This window comes from Stenotrophomonas sp. 3diitr2024 (genome assembly GCF_042136455.1).
Taxonomy (GTDB): domain Bacteria; phylum Pseudomonadota; class Gammaproteobacteria; order Xanthomonadales; family Xanthomonadaceae; genus Stenotrophomonas; species Stenotrophomonas sepilia.
The window spans coordinates 1-19,165 of the sequence record NZ_JBHHMJ010000199.1 but is presented as its reverse complement, the minus strand read 5'-3'; the positions used below and the strand labels follow the sequence as shown (position 1 = coordinate 19,165).

The window sequence follows — 19,165 nt, the reverse complement described above, 5'->3', positions numbered from 1 at the left end:
TGGCCGGCATCTGCGCTCGATAGGCGATCCAGCGGATGCCGGCCAGCGGCCGGCACTACCGCGCCCCACAGGCGGGCCGCTTGCGTCAGCCCTGCTTGCGTACCGGTGCGCCGTTGGCCTTGTAGTACGGCGCAGTGCTGCGGGCCAGCGGGGTGCGGCCACGGATCACGTCGGCAAGCTTCTCGGCCATCATGATGGTCGGCGCATTGAGGTTGCCGGTCACCACCTGCGGCATGATCGAGGCATCGACGATGCGCAGGCCTTCCAGGCCGTGCACGCGGCCCTGGCCATCGACCACCGCCATCGGGTCGTCGGCATGGCCCATCTTGTTCGAGCACGACGGGTGGTACGCGGTTTCGGCATGCTCGCGCACGAATGCATCGATCTGCGCGTCGGTCTGCAGTGCACTGCCCGGCGAGATCTCGCGGCCGCTGTACGGGGCCAGCGCCGGCTGCGCGAAGATCTCGCGGGTGATGCGGATCGCCGCGCGGAATTCGCGCCAGTCCTGCTCGTGCGACATGTAGTTGAACAGGATGCTCGGATGTTCGCGCGGGTCCTTCGAGCGCACATGGATGCGGCCACGGCTGGGCGAGCGCATCGAGCCGACGTGCATCTGGAAGCTGTGCGCCTTGATCGGGTTGGAGCCGTTGTAGTTGATCGCCACCGGCAGGAAGTGGTACTGCAGGTTCGGCCAGTCGAACTCGGCGTCGCTGCGGATGAAGCCACCGGCCTCGAACTGGTTGCTGGCGCCGATGCCGGTGCCCAGGAACAGCCACTCGGCACCGATCGCCGGCTGGTTGTACAGCTTCAGCGCCGGCGCCAGCGACACCGGCTTCTTGCATTCGTACTGCAGGTACATCTCAAGGTGATCCTGCAGGTTGGCGCCGACGCCGGGCAGGTGGTGCACCAGGTCGATGTCCAGGCTGCGCAGCAGGTCGGCCGGGCCGACACCCGAGCGCTGCAGGATCTGCGGCGAGGCGATGGCGCCGCCGCACAGCAGCACTTCGCGGCGGGCGGTGGCGCGCTGCGGCTGGTCGTTGTGCAGCCACTGCACGCCCACCGCGCGCTTGCCCGAGAACAGGATGCGGTCGGTCAGCGCGTGGGTGACGATGGTCAGGTTCGGGCGTGGCTTGGCCAGGTCCAGGTAGCCGCGGGCGGTGCTGGAACGACGGCCGTTCGGGGTCACCGTGCGGTCCATCGGGCCGAAGCCTTCCTGCTGGTAGCCGTTGAGGTCGTCGGTGCGCGGGTAGCCGGCCTGCACGCCGGCTTCGACCATCGCAGCGAACAGTTCGTTGTTGCCGGCCTTCGGCGTGGTCACCCGCAGCGGGCCATCACCACCGTGGTAGTCGTTGGGGCCGATGTCGCGGGTTTCGGCCTTGCGGAAGTAGGGCAGGCAGTCCAGATAGGTCCAGTCTTCCAGGCCCGGCATGCTGGCCCAGTTGTCGTAGTCCATCGCGTTGCCGCGGATGTAGCACATGCCGTTGATCAGCGACGAGCCACCCAGGCCCTTGCCGCGGCCGCAGTCCATGCGGCGGTTGTTCATGAAGGGCTCCGGATCGGTCTTGTACGCCCAGTTGTAGCGCTTGCCCTGCAGCGGGAAGGCCAGTGCAGCCGGCATCTGGGTACGGAAGTCGAGCCGGTAGTCCGGGCCACCGGCTTCCAGCAGCAGCACGCTGACATCGGCATCTTCGGTGAGGCGGGTGGCCAGCACGTTGCCGGCTGAGCCGGCGCCGATGATGATGTAGTCGTACTCGTTATGGGTGCTCATGGGTGTCTCCTGCAGGCCGGGGCGCGCTGCATGCAGGCGTCCCGGCGGAATGTCGGATCGGCGCGGTGGCCGGACGATGGGGCGTGCTCGGGGCGCGCGGGTCAGAACACGCTGGCGTAGTCGCCCAGCTCGACCTGCACCGACTTGATGCGGGTGTAGTGGCCGAGGGTGGAGATACCGTTCTCGCGGCCGACGCCGGATTCCTTGTAGCCACCGACCGGCATTTCGGCCGGCGATTCACCCCAGGTGTTGATCCAGCAGATGCCGGCTTCCAGGCGATGGATGATGCGGTGGGCGCGGCTGATGTCCTTGCTGACCACGCCGGCAGCGAGGCCGAAGGTGGTGTCGTTGGCACGACGCACCACTTCGTCTTCGTCGTCATAGGCGAGGATGCTCATCACCGGCCCGAAGATCTCTTCCTTGACGATGGTCATGTCATCGCGGCAGTCGGAGAACACGGTCGGCAGCACGTAGGCGCCCTGGGCCAGCGCACCTTCGGTGGCACGGCCGCCACCCGTCAGCAGGCGGGCACCTTCGGCCTTGCCGCTCTCGATGTAGCGCAGCACGTTTTCCATGTGCGGGAAGCTGGTCAACGGGCCGAAGTTGGTGTCGGCGGCCATCGGGTCGCCGATGCGGATGCGCTTGACGCGCTCGACGACGGCCACCTCGAATGCGGCCAGCATGCTGCGCGGCACGAACACGCGGGTGCCGTTGGTGCAGACCTGGCCGGAGCTGAAGAAGTTGGCCATCACCGCAATGTCGGCGGCGCGGTCCAGGTCGGCGTCGTCGCAGATCACCAGCGGCGACTTGCCGCCCAGTTCCATGGTCACTTCCTTCAGCGACGAGGACGCCGCGCTGGCCATGACCTTCTTGCCAGTGGCGACGCCACCGGTGAAGGAGATCTTCTCGATCACCGGGTGCTCGGTCAGCCACTGGCCGATCTCGCGGCCCGGGCCCTGCACGACGTTGAACACGCCGGCCGGCACGCCGGCTTCGGTGTAGATTTCGGCCAGCCGGATCGCGGTCAGCGGGGTCACTTCGGACGGCTTGAACACCATCGCGTTGCCCGCGGCCAGCGCCGGTGCCGACTTCCACATGGCGATCTGGATCGGGTAGTTCCATGCGCCGATGCCGGCGACCACGCCCAGCGGCTCGCGACGGGTGTAGAAGAAGCTCGATTCGCGCAGCGGCAACTGGATGCCTTCGATGGCGGTGGCCAGTCCCGCGTAGTACTCGACCACGTCGGCACCGGTGACGATGTCCACGGTAGTGGTCTCGGCCAGTGCCTTGCCGGTGTCCAGGGTTTCCAGGTGGGCCAGTTCGTCGTTGCGCTCGCGCAGGAGCTCGACGGCGCGGCGCAGGATGCGCGAGCGCTCCATGGCGGTCATCGCGGCCCACACCTTCTGGCCTTCGGCTGCGCTCTGCACGGCACGTTCGACGTCGGCCTGGCTGGCGACCTGCACCTCGGCGATCACCTCGCCGGTGGCCGGGTTGACGGTCTTGAAGGTCTTGCCGCTGGTGGCATCGACGCGCTGGCCGTGGATGTAGAGCTGTTGGACGGGCAGGGTGGTCATGGGGCGTACTCCTTGGAAGGGGGCGGGTGCTGGAGCGCTTATAGCGCGACAGCCTGCAACTGGAAGTCGATGTAGCCGTAAGCGATGCGCCGGGACTTCTCGGCGTTGAACTGGCCGCCGACCAGGCTGCCGCGCAGCCACAGGCCATCGATCATCGCGGCCAGGCCGCGGGCAGCCAGGCGGGCCTGCGGGTGGGGCAGCAGGCGGTTGAACTGGTGGCACAGGTTGGAGAACAGGCGCTGGTCGTTGGCGCGCTGCAGCCGGGCCAGTTCCGGCTGGTGCATGCTGGCGGCCCAGAAGGTGAGCCAGACGCGCATCGCGGTGCCGTTGATCTGGCTGTCGTCGAAGTTGCCATCGACGATGGCGCGCAGCTGCTCGCGCGGATCGTCGCCGGCGTCTGCGCGGTAGCGGGCGACGGCGTCCTTCAGTTCGCGCAGGATCTGCCGCATTGCAGCATTGAGCAGGCCGTCCTTGTCGCCGAAGTAGTGGGCGACGATGCCGCTGGACAAGCCCGCCTTCTTCGCGATGGTGGCGACAGTGGCATCGGCCATGCCGATCTCGTCGATGGTCTGGAAAGTGGCCCGGATCAGCTGTTCGCGCCGTACCGGTTCCACGCCTTTCTTCGGCATTGTCTCTCCACGGTTTGCGACCCGAAGGATCGGGCTGCCCGCCATTATGCTTTTTATTGATTGAACGTTCAATCAATAAACCCTAGGATGCGCTCGCGCCCCACGCCATGGGCCCGGTTTACCGGTCCGGCCCCGCCCATGTGCTCCCTCGGACTTGATGAGACGACCCCATGTCTTCCCTGGCTCATCCCAAGCGTTCGCCCCTGCGCTTGAACCGTTTTGTCTTCCTCAGCTCCTCGGTGTCGATCGGCATCCTCGGGCTGCTCACCGTTCTCTATCCCGAAGGCAGCGAGCACTGGCTGCAATGGGCGCAGGCCGAAGTGTCGGCCGCGTTCGGCTGGTGGTACATGCTGCTGATCGTGCTGTGCCTGGGCTTCGTGCTGTGGCTGGCGTTTTCGCCGTACGGCCGCATCCGCCTGGGCCACAACGAGGAATCACCGGCCTTCGGCTATGTCGCCTGGGTTTCGATGCTGTTCTCGGCCGGGATCGGCATCGCGCTGCTGTACTACGGCGCCTACGAGCCGCTGGATCATTTCCTCAATCCACCCGGGCAGCCCGGCGGCACCGTGGCCGCCGGCCGTGAAGCGATGGTGCTGACCTTCCTGCACTGGGGCCTGCATGGCTGGGCGCTGTATGCGCTGGTCGGCGTGGCACTGGGCTATTTCGCCTATCGCCGGGACCTGCCGCTGGCGCTGCGCTCTGCGTTGTACCCGGTCTTCGGTGAGCGCATCCACGGCCGCATCGGCGACATGGTCGATGGCTTCGGCATCCTGGCCACGCTGATCTCGATGGTGACCAACCTCGGCATCGGCGCCCTGGTGGTACAGTCCGGCCTGGTCTACCTGTTCCACATCCCGGATACGCCGCAGGTGCTGGTGGTGATCGTGCTGGTGATGATGGTCGTGGCCACCATCGGCGTGGTGGCCGGCGTGGAAAAGGGCATTGCCTGGCTGTCCAACCTCAACGTGCGCCTGCTGTGTGGCCTGCTGCTGTTCGTGCTGGTCACCGGCCCGACCCTGCACCTGTTCGACGGCCTGATCCAGAACACCGGCGATTACCTCGGCGCGTTCGTGCGCAAGAGCTTCGACATGTACCTCAACGACCCCAAGGGCCGTGAGTGGATGGGTTCGTGGACGCTGTTCTACTGGGCGTGGTGGATCGCCTGGGCGCCGTTCGTCGGCCTTTTCGTGGCGCGCATCTCGCGTGGCCGCACCATCCGCGAAGTGATCATGGGCGTGCTGCTGATTCCGCTCGGCTTCACCCTGGCCTGGCTGTCGATCTTCGGCAATACCGCCATCGACCTGGTGCTCAACCATGGCCAGGCGATCCTGGGTGACGTGGCCCAGCATGATGCAGCGATGACCTTGTTCAAGCTGCTGGAATACCTGCCTGCGGCGCCGTACGTGGCCGGTGCTGCGGTGGTGATCGGCTTCGTGCTGTTCCTGACCCCGGTCGACTCGGGCACGCTGATGATCGCCAACCTGTGCACCCGTCGCGTTGACGATGGCGTGGAAGATGGCCATGACGCGCCGATCTGGCTGCGCGTGTTCTGGGCCGCCGGCATCACCGTGGCCAGCGTCGGCCTGCTGCTGGCCGGCAACTTCAGCGCGATGCAGACGGCGGTGGTGCTGTGCGGCCTGCCGTTCTCGTTCACCCTGGCGTTCTACATGTGGGGCCTGTTGAAGGCCCTGCGTACCGACCCGGACGCACCACGCCGGTGAGCGCTTCTGTAGAGCCGAGCCCATGCTCGGCTGCTGTTGGCGCAGAACCAGCCGAGCGCAGGCTCGGCTCTACAGCAACCTGGGCTATCGCTTCAAGCGCGGATCCGCCAGCTGCGCTTCGTCCCAGCCACGGCGCACGGCGTTGCGTGCCTGCGCCCAGTCCAGGCGACTGCGGCCACGTTCGCTGGCCCAGCGCGATTCCAGTTCGCGCTCCACTTCCTCGTAGGCGCGGATCATGTCCTGCGCGCGCGCGGCATGGCCGATCCGGTAGGCCGGCTCGTAGTCCTCGAAGAACAGTTGGTCGTCGTAGTACGGCTCGGCGGTGTAGCGCTCGCGCCAATAGTCGCTGACCGCATCGCGCGGCGTGCTGTCGTCCGGTACGCGGCCGGGAATCTGGTACTCGGTCATGAAAAGGCTCCGTTGTGGACGAAGCCTGATCGTGCCTGCGTGGCGGTTAACGGTCCGGTCCGACAGCGTGATCGCCAGATCAATCCGCCAGGCATGGCCCGGCGCTCCGTTCACCCGGCGTCCGCATCCTTGCGCGGCAGCGTGTAGATCACCGCGCCAATGACGAACGCGACCAGTGCAGCGGCGATGTTCTGCCAGCTGGCACTGGCGAACAGGGCCAGGCACAGCAGCAGCGCCAGTACCGGAATCAGCGGGCCACCGGGCAGCTTCAACGCGCCTGGGCGATCCGCGTAGCGCTTGGCCAGCACCAGGACGGCGGCAGCGGTGCCGATGTAGGCGAACAGGCGCGTGGTCATCGACAGCAGGGCGAGCTGCACGAACGAACCGGACAGCGCCAGTCCGAGCGCGATCAGGCCCTGGCACAGGATCGATGCGGCCGGCGTATGGAAGCGCGGATGCACCTGTGCCAGGATCTTCGGGCCGTAACCATCGCGGGCCAGTGCGAACAGGAATCGCGGGCCCATCATCATCGTGTTGCTGTTGGTACCCAGGATGGAGATGGTCGCGCCGATGGTGAGGATCAGCGCCAGGGCCTCGCCGCCGAAACCGGCTGCGGCGTCGGCCAGCGGCGTGGCCGAGCTGGCCAGGCCGGCCAGCGTACCCTGCGCCACCACCTGCACCGCGCCATAGATGACGGTGACAGTGATGATCATGGTGATCAGCGCGAACGGAATATCGCGGCGTGGATTGCGGTACTCGCCGGCCGCGGCCGGGATGTTCTCGAAGCCGGCGTAGGCGTACAGCAGCAGCAGGGCGGCCTCGCCCATCCGTTGCAGGTCATGCGGGTCCGGGCGCTGGCCGGAGAAGGCCAGCTGTGGATCGATATAGAACGCGCCGATGGCCACGAACAGCAGCAGCGGCAGCATCTTGCCGATCACCAGCACCACGCCGGTGCGCGCGGCCGAGCGCACGCCGATGATGTTGACGCCGGTCAGGAAGCCCAGCGACACCACGATCACCGCGATGCGACCCATGCCGGCGCCGGCCCACGGCCAGAAGCGCGCGACCGCATCGGCCAGCGCGTTGCTCAATGCGGCCGCCGAGCTGATGCGGGTCAGCCAGATCATCCAGCCGATCTCGAACCCTGCGAAGCGGCCGAAGGCCTCGCGTGCGTAGAGGTAGCTGCCACCGGGTTCATCGAAGTAGCTGGCGGCCTGCGCGTAGCACAGCACCAGCAGCGCGACGACGATGCCAGCGGCGACCACGCCCCACAGGCTGAAGGGGCCGAGCAGGGCAACGGTGGCGGCCGGCAGCAGGTAGATACCGCTACCGATCACATCGTTGATCGACAGGCCGACGATCTGCCAGCGGCTGACCGCGCGCTGCAGCTGTGGTTCGTCCGGCGCGCTCAACGGGCGTCTCCGCTCAGCGCGGGCAGCTGCCACTGCACCTGCAGTCGCTGGTACTCGGTGCGCGGCAGCAGCACGAAGCGCGGCGTATCCTGCGGCCGCAGCCAGTCCAGCAGCGCCTGCATGCGCGCTTGTGGCATGGCGGTACAGCCGGCGGTGGCCTCCCCGGGCGTGCGCCACAGATGGGCGAAGATGCAGCTGCCCTTGCCGGGCTGGTTGTCCGGGTTGTGGGCGATGACGAAGCCCTCCCGGTAGCGCACGTCGCCCTTGTTGTGCAGATCCAGCCGCATCGGCTCGGTGGAGCCCTTGATCGCTGCACTGCCGACTTTCTTCTCATCGACGATGCGGTTGTAGAACGGCGAACCGGGCACGTCCATGCAGTAGCTGCTGTCCAGCATCGGCTGGTAAGGCATTGCGGTGCCGGGGCGTGTGACGGCATAGCCGAACGCACTGCCGAGCGCGAATATGCCGGCCGGGCTGCGACCGTCTCCTTCCTGCTTCTGCGGGCCATCGGCCTGTGCCGGATGCAGGCCCAGGCCCCAGGCGCTGCCGGTACGGCCGAGCGCCACCGGGAACGCCTGTCCGTGCGTGTGCCAGCCCTTGCCATCGCGCACATAGGCCTGCAGCTGCCCTTGGGTACTGTCCCAGCCATCGCTGGTGACCACGATCAGCTGGCGCGCGCCATCCAGCGGCGCCGCGTGAACGGACACCGTCGCAGCAAGCAGCAGCGCAGCGGTAGCGAGGCGAACCAGCGATTTCATCAACAGGTGCTCCGGTCAGGAATCCAGCAGGTGGTCGATCCGCTCCAGGTTTACCGCCAGCTGCTGCTGGCGGTCCGGATTGGTGTGGCAGAGCAGCACGAACAGGAAATCGAGCAGGGCGTGCATGGCGCTACGGTACAGCAGCTGCGCGACCTGCGGCGTGCGGTCGTGCGCGCAGACCGCCAGTGCCGCATCAGCATGTGCGCGCAGCGGGTTGGCAGTGTGGCGGGTAATGGAAATCACCTTGCCACCCATGTCCTGGAACTGCCGCGACAGCTGCGAAAGCTGCGGCAGGTTGCCGAATTCGGAGAACACCAGCAGCACATCGCCGGGGCGTGCGGCCGACAGGTTGGCCAGCATCAGGATCGGGTCGGTGTGCGGCACGACCAGCAGGCCGAGCAGCGACAGCCGCATGGCGAACTCGCGGGCGAACAGGCCGTCGTCACCCAGGCCATGGACGAACAGCTTGGGTGCGCCGTCGAGCAGCTGCACGATGCGCTCGATCTCCTCGCGTGGATTGGCCTGGCGTGTTTCCTCCTCGGCCTGCGCCTTGCTGCGGCGCAGGGCCTCGCCCAGGCGCAGGTAGTCATCGCCGCTGTCGGGTTCGCTGGGCACCTGTTGTGGATCGGCACCGGCGCGGGCCACGTCCTGGCCGATCGAGTACTTCAGGTCCGGGTAGCCCTTGAAGCCGAGCTTCTGGCTGAACTTCACCACGCTGGACTGGCTGATGCCCAGCGCACTGGCCAGCTGCTGCGATGAGTAGTCGCGCAGCAGGTGGGCGTTGTCGAGGATGAAGTCGGCGATGCGGCGCTCGATGGCAGACATCTGCCCGCGCTCGGTGCGGATCTTCAGCAGGGGCGGCATGCGGGGTGTCCGGGCATGTGTGGGCGTGTTGCGGCTGGCAGCGTAGAGCGTGTCATGGAATGGGTCGAGCGGGTTCCAGCCTCGAAGAGGTTACGGAGCGCAGTTGTTGCTTTTGAAGTTGAGTCCGCCTTCAAGCGAGCCGAGCACCGCAGGTCCGGCGAGGGCGAAGAGGCGCGGGTGTCCGAGCGTAGCGAGTTCCCGCGGCGTCCCTCGACGGGCCGAGGAGCGCAGGGAACCGGTGCGTAGCACCGGCTCGCGGTCGGCGGAGTGTTTCTTTTGGTTACTTTTCTTTTCGCGAAAAGAAAAATAACGCCCGACCCAACGTCAGTGGCACGCCAGGCCAACCGCAAGGCAGAAATCACCCCAGCATCTCCAGCCCACGCACTTCGGTGATACCCAGCCCCGGCACGTCGCTGATGCTGATCTCCGATTCGTTGAAATGCACGCCGCCGCTGACCGGATCGAACTGGCCCAGCGAGGGACCGTCGAGGTCGACCTTGGTGATCACATCGCTCTTGGCCACGGCCAGGTGCACGGCCGCGGCCACGCTGATGCTCGATTCGATCATGCAGCCGATCATGCACGGCACGCCGTAGATGCCGGCGATGTCGGCGATGCGGATCGCGTTGGACAGGCCGCCGGTCTTCATCAGCTTGATGTTGATGATGTCGGCCGCGCGCTGCTGGATCAGGTCCATCACCTGGCTCGGGCTGAACACGCTCTCGTCGGCCATGACCGGCGTGTTGACGCGGTCGGTGACGTACTTCAGGCCGCTGATGTCGGCGGCCTTCACCGGCTGCTCCAGCAGCTCCAGTACCACGCCGGCTTCCTCCAGCGTGCGCATCGCATGCACCGCCTGCTTGGCGGTCCAGCCCTGGTTGGCGTCCAGGCGCAGCAGGGCGCGGCCCTCCACGGCGGCGTGGATTGCCTTGACCCGTTCGATGTCCAGTCCGATGTCCTTGCCGACCTTGATCTTCAACGACTCGAAGCCGCGTTCGATCGCCGACAACGAATCGGCCACCATCTTGTCGATGTAGTCCACGCTGATGGTGATGTCAGTGGTGATCACCGGGTCGCCGCCACCGAGCATCTGGTACAGCGGGGCACCGTGCAGCTGCGCCCACAGGTCGTACAGCGCGATCTCCACCGCGGCCTTGGCGCTGGTGTTGCGCTCCATCGCGGTCTGCACCAGCGTGCACAGGTGGTTGAGGTTGACCACGTCCTGGCCGATCAGGCGCGGGGCGATGAAGTGGCGGATCGCTTCGATGATCGAGCCGTGCGTATCGCCGGTGATCACTGCGGTGGCCGGGGCTTCACCATAGCCGGTGTTGCCGCTGTCGGTGCGGATCAGCACCACCACGTCTTCCACGGTCTCCACCGTGCGCAGCGCGGTCTTGAACGGTGTCTTCAACGGCACGCGCAGCATGCCCAGTTCGATGGCGGTGATCTTCATTCAGGAGTCTTGGCCCGCAGGCGCTGGATGTTGGTGATGCGGTCGATGTAGCGGACGGTGTCGCTGGCCATCATCGGCTCCAGCGGCGTGACCGAAACACCATTGAGATGGGCCTGCACGCGTTTGCCGTCGGTACCGAACCAGCTGCCGCCCGCCGTATCGTGGATGACCCAGGTGCGGCCGTCGACGTGGCCGATGGCCATCATCACATGACCGGGAATGTAGACCAGGTCGCCCACCTTCAGGCTGGCGACGGCACGGTCGCGCACCGCCTTGCCGTCCTTGCCGGTGAACGGCAGGCGGTCCAGCGCCGGACTGACCGCCTGCGCGCTGGTATTGCGCGGCAGCAGCACGCCAAAGCTGCGGTAGATCTCGGAGACGAAACCGCTGCAGTCGCGGGTGTCGTAGTCGTGGCCCCAGCCGTAGCGTTCGCCGAGGAACTTGAAGCCCTGCTGCAGCAACAGGCGCGGGGTCAGCGGCAGGTAATCGGCGGCGGTGTCCTGCGAGCGCGGCAGCAGCGCCGGCACCAGCTTCAATCGGCCATCGGCCTCGCGTACCGGCAACTGCACCACCCACGAGGCGTGGGCCTGCTGGCCGTTCACCGGCTCTGACGCGGGCCAGTCGGCCAGCACCGGCAGGCGCACGCCCATGTCCAGCTGCAGGCGCGAGACGCGCGGCTCCTCCGGGGTATGGGCGGTCTGCGCGGTGGCGCCGGTGACGATCCGGTACGGTCCCTTCGCGCCGTAGCCGAGCACCGTGGCCTTGTCGCCGCTGGCGATGGCGTCGGCTTCGATCCACGCGCTGTAGCGCTCGCTGTGCACGAACAGCCAACGGCCATCGGTACTGCGATGGACCACGGCCACCTTGTCGCCGGGGAACAGTGCCGATTCCTGGAAGCGGTCGATGTCGGTGTCACCGACGGTGCTGAAGACGCGCTCGCGGGTGGGGAAGGTGCGCAGCGCCGCACGCTTCACCACCAGCCCATACTGCGGTGCCACCTGTGTGGGAATCGCATCGAGGCCGAGGTTGGCTTCGATAGTGCTGCGCAGCGCGGGTGCGATCGCCTGGCCCTTGTCGTTGTAGAGGGCGCGGGTGGGCCAGCTCGACAGCGCGGTGATGCTGGCGCGAACCGTCGCCGCATCAAGCTGGGCGGGCAGTGTGGCGATGTCCTGGATGTGGCTGTCCTGCGCCCGCATGCGCGCGTTCTGTGCTTCGATCTGCGCGCGATCCAGAATCGGCGCGTCGGCGTTGTCCAAGCGCGCGGCCCAGTACTGCGGGGTCAGATAGGCCTCGTGCAGGCCGATCACATAGGGCAGCGGCGCACCCGGGTCGGGCGGTGGGGCCGCCTGTGCAAAGGCCGGGGCGGCCAGCAGGCACAGGGCCAGGGTCAAGCGGCGCGGCCAATGCCGGTGCCGTTCGCGGAAAGCCAGGCTCATGCGGTGTACACCCTCCTCGAATGCCTGTTGGAATATTTATTCCTTTTGGCCCCGAAAGCAAGAATAAATTATTGACCAACATCCCGGCCCGTGTTACACAGCCGTTACCACCCGCGCTGGGGAAGTGTCGCTGTGGATCCTGCCGTTCGCAAACCGCGTCTGACTGCCGCCGCCGGCCTGGGTGCCGTGTTGCTGCTGTGGGTGTCGGCCACGCACGCAGCAGGCGAGCGCAGCAGCCAGCAGCAGGCGCGTCAGGCGCAGGTGATCGACCTGATCGACAGCGGCCGTTTCCGCGACGCCGACGCGCTGCTGGCCACTACACCCGCCGCCACTGACGAAGCGTTCCAGCGCGAGCGCATGCGCCGCATCCGCCTGGATTTCGCCCTCGACGAAAACGCCGCCAAGGACGCCGTACGGCGCGGCATTCCCGATCTGACCGACGAGGAATTTGCGCGCTGGGACCAACTCGGCCTGATCGAGCATCTCGATATCGATGGCGAGCGTTGGTACTTCAAGCGCGCACCCTCGAACCTGTTCCTGCTCAGCGACGAAGCACGCGCGCGTCGCCGCGCGGATGCACCGATGCCGCCTCCGGGCCCCAACGAAGTGCTCAATGCCCACCACGCAGGCGTGGTTGCTGCGGCCGAACAGAGTGGCCAGGCGTCGGTTCTGCCGCAGCGCTATGAATTCACCCAGTCGCTCACGGTGAAAGCCGATGTGGTGCCCGCCGGTGAAACGATCCGCGCGTGGATTCCGTACCCGCGCGAGATCCCCGGCCAGCAGGAGCAGGTGCAATGGCTGGGCAGCACCCCGGGCAAGGCGCGCGTGGCTCCGGCCCATACCCAGCAACGCACCGCCTACCTCGAAGCCAAAGTGGTTGCCGGGCAGCCGACCCGCTTCGAGATCCGCTACGCGGTCACGATCTTCGCCCGGCATACCGCGATCGATCCGGCCAGGGTGCAAGCCACACCGGAAGATTCCTCGTTGAAGCCCTACCTGGCCGAGCAGCTGCCGCATGTGCGCTTCACCCCTGCGCTGAAGCTGTTCTCCGACCAGGTGCTGCAGGGTGAAACGCGCCCGTATGAAGTGGTGCGCAGGCTGTTTGCTGCGGTCGATCGCATTCCCTGGGCCGGTGCGCGCGAATATTCCACGCTCAGCAACATCAGCGATTACGCGCTGCGGGCCGGCCATGCCGACTGCGGGCAGCAGACCCTGCTGCTGATCGCGCTGCTGCGCATGAACGGTATTCCTGCACGCTGGCAGTCGGGCATGGTGTTCTCCGGCGACGGCAGCGGCTACAACAACCTGCATGACTGGGGGCAGGTCTACCTGGCGCCGTATGGCTGGTTGCCGATGGACGTGACCACCGGCGCACTGGCCAGTGATGTGCCGGCCCTCCGTGACTTCTATCTGGGTGGCCTCGATGGCTACCGCATCGCCTTCAACGACGATTTCGGCCAGCCCTTCGTGCCGGCCAAGCAGCACTTCCGCTCGGAAACGGTCGACTCGCAGCGCGGCGAGGCCGAGTGGGCAGGCGGCAACCTGTACTTCGACCAATGGAGCTACGACTTCCAGTGGCGGGTACTGCCAGCCAGGCAACGCTAGCGCGACACATCGCATTCCACACCATTCAATTCTTGCAGGAGAGAGCAGGGGATGAAGGCTTACAGCATCAAGCGGGCGGCATTGTGCGTCGCCCTTGGGGCGTGTCTGGGCATGATCGCGCCCAGCGCATTCGCACAGGATGGTTCAGTGGTTGGCCGGCTGGTCAGCGATGCCGGCCAGGTACCGGCCGGTGCCACGGTGACCGTACGCAATCCGGCAACGGGCTTCGTGCGCTCCGTGCAGGCCGAAGCCAACGGCAGCTACCGCATTCCGTTGCTGCCGGTGGGCACCTATGAGATGGAGGTCGGCTTGCCGGGTGGTGGCGCCAGCCTTGTCGGCCAGGTAACGGTCAGTCTCGGCAGCGCAACTACGGTGAACGTGCCGCTCGGCGCGGTCAGCACGCTGGGCACGGTTGAAGTACGGGCACCGCAGGTAGTGTCGATGGTGGATGTGAAGTCCACCGAGTCGGCCACCAACATCACCCGCGAGGAGCTCTCGCGCCTGCCGGTGGACCGTGACATCACCGCCGTGGCGCTGCTGGCGCCGGGTGCGGTGAAGGGCAAGGGCTCGCTGGGTGGCCAAGGCATTTCCTTCGGGGGTTCGTCGGTGGCCGAGAACACCGTCTATATCAATGGCCTGAACGTCACCGACTTCTACAACCGGGTCGGCTTCTCGTCGGTACCGTTTTCGTTCTACCAGGAATTCCAGGTCAAGACCGGCGGCTACTCGGTGGAGTTCGGGCGCAGCACCGGCGGTGTCATCAACGCGGTGACCCGCTCGGGCAGCAATGATTTCAAGGCCGGCGCCGAGCTGGTGTTCGAGCCGCGCGCGTGGCAGTCGCAGGCCCGCGACCGCTACGACGGCAACGGCAGCCGCTACATCACCGCCAGCCGCGACGACTACAGCCGCAGCGCGCTGAATGTGTTCGCTTCCGGTGCGCTGGTGCAGGATCGACTGTTCTTCTTCGGAATGTACGAGGCGCGCGACTACCGCCCGACCTCGACCAACGACGCCGGTACGCGCCTGAGCCAGGGCAAGGCTGATGACCCGTTCTGGGGCGGCAAGATCGACTGGCAGATCACCGACAACCAGATGCTGTCGCTGTTCGGTTTCTCGGACAAGAGCAAGACGCTCACCGATGTCTACGCCTACGACTACGCCACTGGGCAGACGGTGGGCGAGCGCAGCAACCAGATCTACAACACGGTGGGCGGCAAGAACTGGTCCGGCACCTACAGCTGGCAGGTGAACAACGACCTGACCATGAAACTGATGTATGGCGAGAACAAGCGCAACCGTGTGCAGAGCTCGTTGATGGACCAGAACTGCAACCGCGTGTTCGACAACCGAACCGCCAGCCAGGGCGTGCCGCCCTCGCTGCAGGGTGATCGCAGCTGCACCAGCAGTTCGCAGCTCGAATCCGCATTGGACACCCGCAAGGCCGCGCGCGCCGATTTCGAATGGACGCTGGGCAACCACCTGCTTCGCTTCGGCCTGGATCGGGAGGAGAACACGTCCGACTACAGTCGCGCCTATCCCGGGCCGGGCGGCCTGCGCTACGACATCTACGCCCGCACGCCCGGCAGCTCGCTCAACGGCGGTGTCGTGCCGGCCAGCGGTCTGGTGGCGCGCACCCGTCGCTATGAAGTGGAGGGTGCATTCGAGACGATCAACTCGGCCTACTACCTGGAAGACAACTGGCAAGTGACGCCGAACCTCCTGCTGAACATGGGTCTGCGCCTGGAAGCCTTTGACAACAAGGGTGGCGACGGCAGCAGCTACATCAAGATCGACGACATGCTGGCCCCGCGCCTGGGCTTTTCCTGGGACGTGCGCGGCGATGGCACGACCAAGGTCTTCGGCAACCTGGGCCGCTACTTCCTGCCGGTTGCCAACGTCATCAACATCAAGCAGGCCGGTGGCTTCCTCGACGAGCGGACCTGGTATGAGTTCCTCGGCTACAGCGGCGCAGCCAACAACATCCCGAACCTGGGCGCGCAGATCGGCCCGGTGGACAACTCGCAGGGCGACGGCAGCGTGCCGGACCTGCGTGCCGAAGTTAACCGGGACATGGACCCGGTGTACCAGGACGAGGCGATCCTCGGCTTCCAGCAGATGATCAACGAAGCCTGGTCGGTCGGTGCCAGCGTGACCTATCGCCGGCTGCACAACGCCATCGATGACATGAACATCACCGCGACCGGGCAATGTGGTGCCATCGACGGGGTGTGGATCATGGGCAATCCGGGCCGCACCAACACCGTATGGGGTGACACCAACTGTGACGGCAGCAACGATGGCTGGATCAGCATCGATACGTCGAAGGAAGGCTGGGCGCTGTACGACGACAACGGCAACTACGTCGGCCAGCGCGGCTGGGTGAAGCCCAAGCGTGACTACAAGGCACTGGAGCTGCAAGTCGACCGGGCCTGGGACGGCAAGTGGGGCTTCAACGCGTCCTACACCCTCGCATACGGCCGCGGCAATGCAGAAGGCCCGGTCAACTCCGATACCGACTTCGCCGATGCCGGGCGTACCGAGAACTTCGACAATCCGTGGGTGAACTACCGCGGCTACGGCTATCTGGCCAACGACCGCCGACACCAGTTCAAGTTCCGTGGCAGCTATGCATTGACCGAGAACCTGAGCGTAGCCGCTACGCTGGGCGTGCAGTCGGGCAGCCCGATCACGCGCTTCGGCGCCGGTAATCCATTCGACGCCACCGATTTCCACAGCTACTACGTGTGCGTGTCCAACTGCCAGGCCACGGTGCCCTCCGAACGCGTGTTCGTGCATTCCCCGCGCGGTGGCGATGGCCGCACGCCGTGGACCTACGACCTGGACGTGAGCGTGTCGTACAAGGTGCCGATCCCCACCGACCTGCGTCTCAAGCTGGCGGTGTACAACGTGCTCAACCAGCAGCGCGTGGTGACCGTGGATCAGGACTACGAACCGCAGGACAGCATCGGTACGCCGAATCCGCTGTACCGCTACGGTACCGGGTTCCAGTCGCCGCGTTATGCGCAGCTGACCGTCACATGGGCCTACTGAGACCCGCCCAGCACGCTCGACGCTGCATCTGCGTGGCCGTGTTGGCGGTGTTTCCGGTTGCGGCGGCGCAGACCAGCGCGACCGCCTCGATCGATGCCGACGTCGCGGCCGTGGTCCAGCACGAGCACCTGCCCGGGCTGGCCATGGCGGTGGTCGAGCAGGGGCGTGTGGTGTATCAGCATGCCGAGGGCGCGCGCGGCGACGGCGGCCGCATCGACCAGGACACGCTGTTCAAGATCGCCTCCAACAGCAAGGCGATGACCGCCGCGCTGCTGGCGCGGCTGGTGCAGCAGGGCAAGCTGCGCTGGGAGGATCCGGTGCGGCGGCATCTACCGGGCTTCCGCATGCACGATGCGTGGGTGGGCGAGCAGATGCAGGTGCGCGACCTGCTGATCCACAACAGCGGTCTCGGCCTGGGCGCCGGTGACCTGATGCTGTGGCCGGAGCCGAACGCGTTCACCCGTGCCGACATCATCGCGGGGCTGGCGCACCTGAAGCCGGTCAGCAGTTTCCGCAGCCGCTACGCCTACGACAACCTGATGTACGTGGTGGCCGGCGAACTGGCCGCTGCGACGGGTGGCAAACCGTATGACCAGTTGATGCGCGAGCAGGTGTTCGAGCCGCTGGGCATGACCCGCTGCCAAGTGGGGACGTGGTCGGTGAAGCGGGTCGGCAACGTGGCGCAGCCACATGCCTGGCGTGGCGACCACAATACGGTGGTGAACGCCGATGGTGCGATCAGCCCGGACCTGCCGTCGATGGCCGCCGGCGGCATCCGTTGTTCGCTGCGGGACATGACGCGCTGGATGCAGGTGCTGCTCGATCCCGGCCTGGCACCTGGCTGGTTGGATGCTGAGCAGCGCCGTACGCTGTGGACCCTGCACATGCCGATGCCGCTGGGTGAACGCCAGCGGCGTTGGGACAACGCGCATTTCTACGGCTACGGCTATGGCTGGCGCGTGTCGGACATGGATGGGCAGTGGAAGGTGGCGCACACCGGCACATTGTCGGGCATGTACTCGTCGCTGGCGCTGCTGCCTGAGCGCAAGGTGGGTGTGGTAATGCTGATCAACGGTGAAGGCGAGGATGCGCGCATCGCATTGATGCAGACCGCACTGAAGCGCTTCACCGCCCCCGATGAGGCGCGTCCGGCGCTGGCGTATCTGGCCGAACTGAAGGCTGACCAGGCCATGCGAGCGGCAGGCGGCCATCAGCGGCCGGCGACGTCGCAGGCACGGCCGACATCGGACGCCGATCTGCCGCGTTGGCAGGGCCGCTACACCGATCCGTGGCTGGGGCCGGCCTCGCTGTGCCCGGGCAAGGACGGCCTGCGCTTCAGCGTGGACAAGTCACCCCGGCTGGAAGCGGCTGTGCTGCAGCTGCAGGGGCGCTGGCTGCTGCGCTGGGATACGCTGGGCGAAGACGCGCAGGCGTGGCTGCAGCCGGGTGAAGGCCTGGCACCGACACTGGACCTGCGCGCCATCGATCCGGACATCGACTTCAGCTATGACTTCCAGGACCTGCATTTCACTCGTACTGGCGATTGCCCTGACAGCGACCACCAGCGCCGCTGAGCCACCGCGCGTTTCACCGGCCACCGACGCGGCCAGCGCCGGGCTGGTGGAGATCCGTACGTTGTCGCCGCGCATCGACCTGGACATCCGCTATGCGGGCGCCAACAACTTCACCGGCGCGCGCGTGCCCGGCTACGAGGCGCCTTCGTGCTACCTGCTGGCGCCGGTGGCGAAGGCGCTGGCCGAGGTGGAACAGGACCTGCGCGCCGATGGCTTCGGCCTGCGCCTCTACGACTGCTACCGGCCGGTGCGTTCGGTGCAGGCCTTCATGGCCTGGGTGAACGATCCGCGCGAGCTCTCGCGCAAGGCACAGCAGTATCCGGACCTGGACAAGCCGCGCCTGCTGGCCGATGGCTACATCGCCGAACGCTCCGGCCACAGCCGCGGTGCCACGGTGGATCTGGGCCTGCTGGATTGCCGAAGCGGTGCATGTGCGCCGTTGGACATGGGCACTGACTTCGACTTCTTCGGGCCACGTGCGCATACGCAGACGAGCGGGCTGAGTGAGACGCAGCAGGCGAACCGGCGGCAACTGGTGCAGGCAATGGCACGGCGTGGTTTCGTGAACTATCCGCAGGAGTGGTGGCACTACACGTTCCAGCCGGAACCGGATCCCGGCTCCGCGTACGACGTCCCGGTACGGTAGGGGTGTCGGCAGGGCTGCGCCCTGCACCCGCGGTAGTGCCGGCCGCTGGCCGGCAACATCAGACGCAACAGCAACAGCGTGCGTTCCGTGGGTTGGTTGGGCGGTGCCGGAGTGCGGGGACGCCGTAAATCCGTCCATGGAGGCTTGGCAGCCGCATCCATGCGGCTGACTGATCTGGCCCCCTGAAAACGGACGCCATGAAGCCGTTTCAGGCGGCAGCCCGGAGCTGCCGGGCGTAGTTGTTAGGCGAGTGGTAGCCCAGCGCC

14 protein-coding genes are annotated in these 19,165 nt (G+C 66.5%); 5 read left to right on the top strand and 9 right to left on the bottom strand.

From position 1 onward, the window contains the following. Nucleotides 1–85: 85 nt before the first annotated feature. From betA to betI, 3 genes are all read right to left on the bottom strand, one after another. The gene (gene betA / locus ABGA94_RS04675) at nt 86–1,768 is read right to left on the bottom strand and encodes a choline dehydrogenase (protein WP_005416392.1); all 1,683 of its coding nucleotides are present in this window, start codon (nt 1,766–1,768) and stop codon (nt 86–88) included. 101 nt (nt 1,769–1,869) lie between these two features. Continuing rightward, the gene (gene betB, locus ABGA94_RS04670; RefSeq protein ID WP_005416393.1) at nt 1,870–3,342 is read right to left on the bottom strand and encodes a betaine-aldehyde dehydrogenase; all 1,473 of its coding nucleotides are present in this window, start codon (nt 3,340–3,342) and stop codon (nt 1,870–1,872) included. A gap of 38 nt (nt 3,343–3,380) precedes the next feature. Continuing rightward, the gene (betI, locus tag ABGA94_RS04665) at nt 3,381–3,971 is read right to left on the bottom strand and encodes a transcriptional regulator BetI (RefSeq protein ID WP_005416394.1); all 591 of its coding nucleotides are present in this window, start codon (nt 3,969–3,971) and stop codon (nt 3,381–3,383) included. A 170-nt stretch (nt 3,972–4,141) separates the two neighbouring features. Here betI and ABGA94_RS04660 point away from each other — a divergent pair, with 170 nt between their 5' ends. Then, nucleotides 4,142–5,692: a BCCT family transporter gene (locus ABGA94_RS04660; RefSeq protein ID WP_005416395.1), complete on the top strand. Its 1,551-nt coding sequence runs from the start codon at nt 4,142–4,144 to the stop codon at nt 5,690–5,692. 84 nt (nt 5,693–5,776) lie between these two features. Here the strand turns inward: ABGA94_RS04660 and ABGA94_RS04655 are convergent, their stop codons facing one another. The 6 genes from ABGA94_RS04655 to ABGA94_RS04630 all read right to left on the bottom strand — a co-directional run bounded on the left by ABGA94_RS04655 (nt 5,777) and on the right by ABGA94_RS04630 (nt 12,023). Beyond that, nucleotides 5,777–6,100, bottom strand: coding sequence for a hypothetical protein (locus ABGA94_RS04655; protein WP_005415023.1), 324 nt, complete (start codon nt 6,098–6,100; stop codon nt 5,777–5,779). Between the two features lie 110 nt (nt 6,101–6,210). Further along, nucleotides 6,211–7,512 carry an APC family permease gene (locus ABGA94_RS04650; protein WP_188239171.1) on the bottom strand — a complete coding sequence of 434 codons (1,302 nt, stop codon included), beginning with the start codon at nt 7,510–7,512 and terminating at the stop codon, nt 6,211–6,213. Further along, on the bottom strand, nt 7,509–8,270 hold the full coding sequence (locus tag ABGA94_RS04645) for a L,D-transpeptidase (RefSeq protein ID WP_005415025.1): 762 nt from the start codon (nt 8,268–8,270) through the stop codon (nt 7,509–7,511). Before ABGA94_RS04645 ends, ABGA94_RS04650 begins: the two co-directional genes overlap by 4 nt. A gap of 15 nt (nt 8,271–8,285) precedes the next feature. Beyond that, complete coding sequence (locus ABGA94_RS04640; protein WP_053498690.1) at nt 8,286–9,134, bottom strand: MurR/RpiR family transcriptional regulator; 849 nt, start codon at nt 9,132–9,134, stop codon at nt 8,286–8,288. Nucleotides 9,135–9,492: 358 nt separating this feature from the next. Then, entirely contained in the window at nt 9,493–10,587 is a 1,095-nt protein-coding gene (locus ABGA94_RS04635; RefSeq protein WP_005415027.1) for a dipeptide epimerase, read from the bottom strand. After that, on the bottom strand, nt 10,584–12,023 hold the full coding sequence (locus tag ABGA94_RS04630; protein WP_134955692.1) for an SH3 domain-containing protein: 1,440 nt from the start codon (nt 12,021–12,023) through the stop codon (nt 10,584–10,586). Before ABGA94_RS04630 ends, ABGA94_RS04635 begins: the two co-directional genes overlap by 4 nt. Nucleotides 12,024–12,155: 132 nt before the next feature. On the opposite strand from ABGA94_RS04630, the gene ABGA94_RS04625 reads away from it, so the two are divergent. The 4 genes from ABGA94_RS04625 to ABGA94_RS04610 are packed head-to-tail and all read left to right on the top strand — an operon-like array spanning nt 12,156 to nt 18,899. Further along, nucleotides 12,156–13,628 carry a transglutaminase domain-containing protein gene (locus ABGA94_RS04625; protein ID WP_329888458.1) on the top strand — a complete coding sequence of 491 codons (1,473 nt, stop codon included), beginning with the start codon at nt 12,156–12,158 and terminating at the stop codon, nt 13,626–13,628. 51 nt (nt 13,629–13,679) lie between these two features. Next, complete coding sequence (locus tag ABGA94_RS04620) at nt 13,680–16,679, top strand: TonB-dependent receptor domain-containing protein (RefSeq protein ID WP_375366522.1); 3,000 nt, start codon at nt 13,680–13,682, stop codon at nt 16,677–16,679. After that, the gene (locus ABGA94_RS04615; protein ID WP_375366521.1) at nt 16,667–18,253 is read left to right on the top strand and encodes a serine hydrolase domain-containing protein; all 1,587 of its coding nucleotides are present in this window, start codon (nt 16,667–16,669) and stop codon (nt 18,251–18,253) included. The genes ABGA94_RS04620 and ABGA94_RS04615 overlap by 13 nt, the downstream gene beginning before the upstream one ends. Further along, on the top strand, nt 18,186–18,899 hold the full coding sequence (locus ABGA94_RS04610) for a M15 family metallopeptidase (protein WP_240431571.1): 714 nt from the start codon (nt 18,186–18,188) through the stop codon (nt 18,897–18,899). Before ABGA94_RS04615 ends, ABGA94_RS04610 begins: the two co-directional genes overlap by 68 nt. Nucleotides 18,900–19,165: the final 266 nt, after the last annotated feature.

Excerpts from the sequence above, each read along its gene's own strand:
- betA (WP_005416392.1), bottom strand. The coding sequence starts at position 1,768 with ATGAGCACCCATAACGAGTACGACTACATCATCATCGGCGCCGGCTCA.
- betB (WP_005416393.1), bottom strand. The coding sequence starts at position 3,342 with ATGACCACCCTGCCCGTCCAACAGCTCTACATCCACGGCCAGCGCGTC.
- betI (WP_005416394.1), bottom strand. The coding sequence starts at position 3,971 with ATGCCGAAGAAAGGCGTGGAACCGGTACGGCGCGAACAGCTGATCCGG.
- ABGA94_RS04660 (WP_005416395.1), top strand. The coding sequence starts at position 4,142 with ATGTCTTCCCTGGCTCATCCCAAGCGTTCGCCCCTGCGCTTGAACCGT.
- ABGA94_RS04655 (WP_005415023.1), bottom strand. The coding sequence starts at position 6,100 with ATGACCGAGTACCAGATTCCCGGCCGCGTACCGGACGACAGCACGCCG.
- ABGA94_RS04645 (WP_005415025.1), bottom strand. The coding sequence starts at position 8,270 with ATGAAATCGCTGGTTCGCCTCGCTACCGCTGCGCTGCTGCTTGCTGCG.
- ABGA94_RS04640 (WP_053498690.1), bottom strand. The coding sequence starts at position 9,134 with ATGCCGCCCCTGCTGAAGATCCGCACCGAGCGCGGGCAGATGTCTGCC.
- ABGA94_RS04635 (WP_005415027.1), bottom strand. The coding sequence starts at position 10,587 with ATGAAGATCACCGCCATCGAACTGGGCATGCTGCGCGTGCCGTTGAAG.
- ABGA94_RS04630 (WP_134955692.1), bottom strand. The coding sequence starts at position 12,023 with ATGAGCCTGGCTTTCCGCGAACGGCACCGGCATTGGCCGCGCCGCTTG.
- ABGA94_RS04620 (WP_375366522.1), top strand. The coding sequence starts at position 13,680 with ATGAAGGCTTACAGCATCAAGCGGGCGGCATTGTGCGTCGCCCTTGGG.
- ABGA94_RS04615 (WP_375366521.1), top strand. The coding sequence starts at position 16,667 with ATGGGCCTACTGAGACCCGCCCAGCACGCTCGACGCTGCATCTGCGTG.
- ABGA94_RS04610 (WP_240431571.1), top strand. The coding sequence starts at position 18,186 with ATGACTTCCAGGACCTGCATTTCACTCGTACTGGCGATTGCCCTGACA.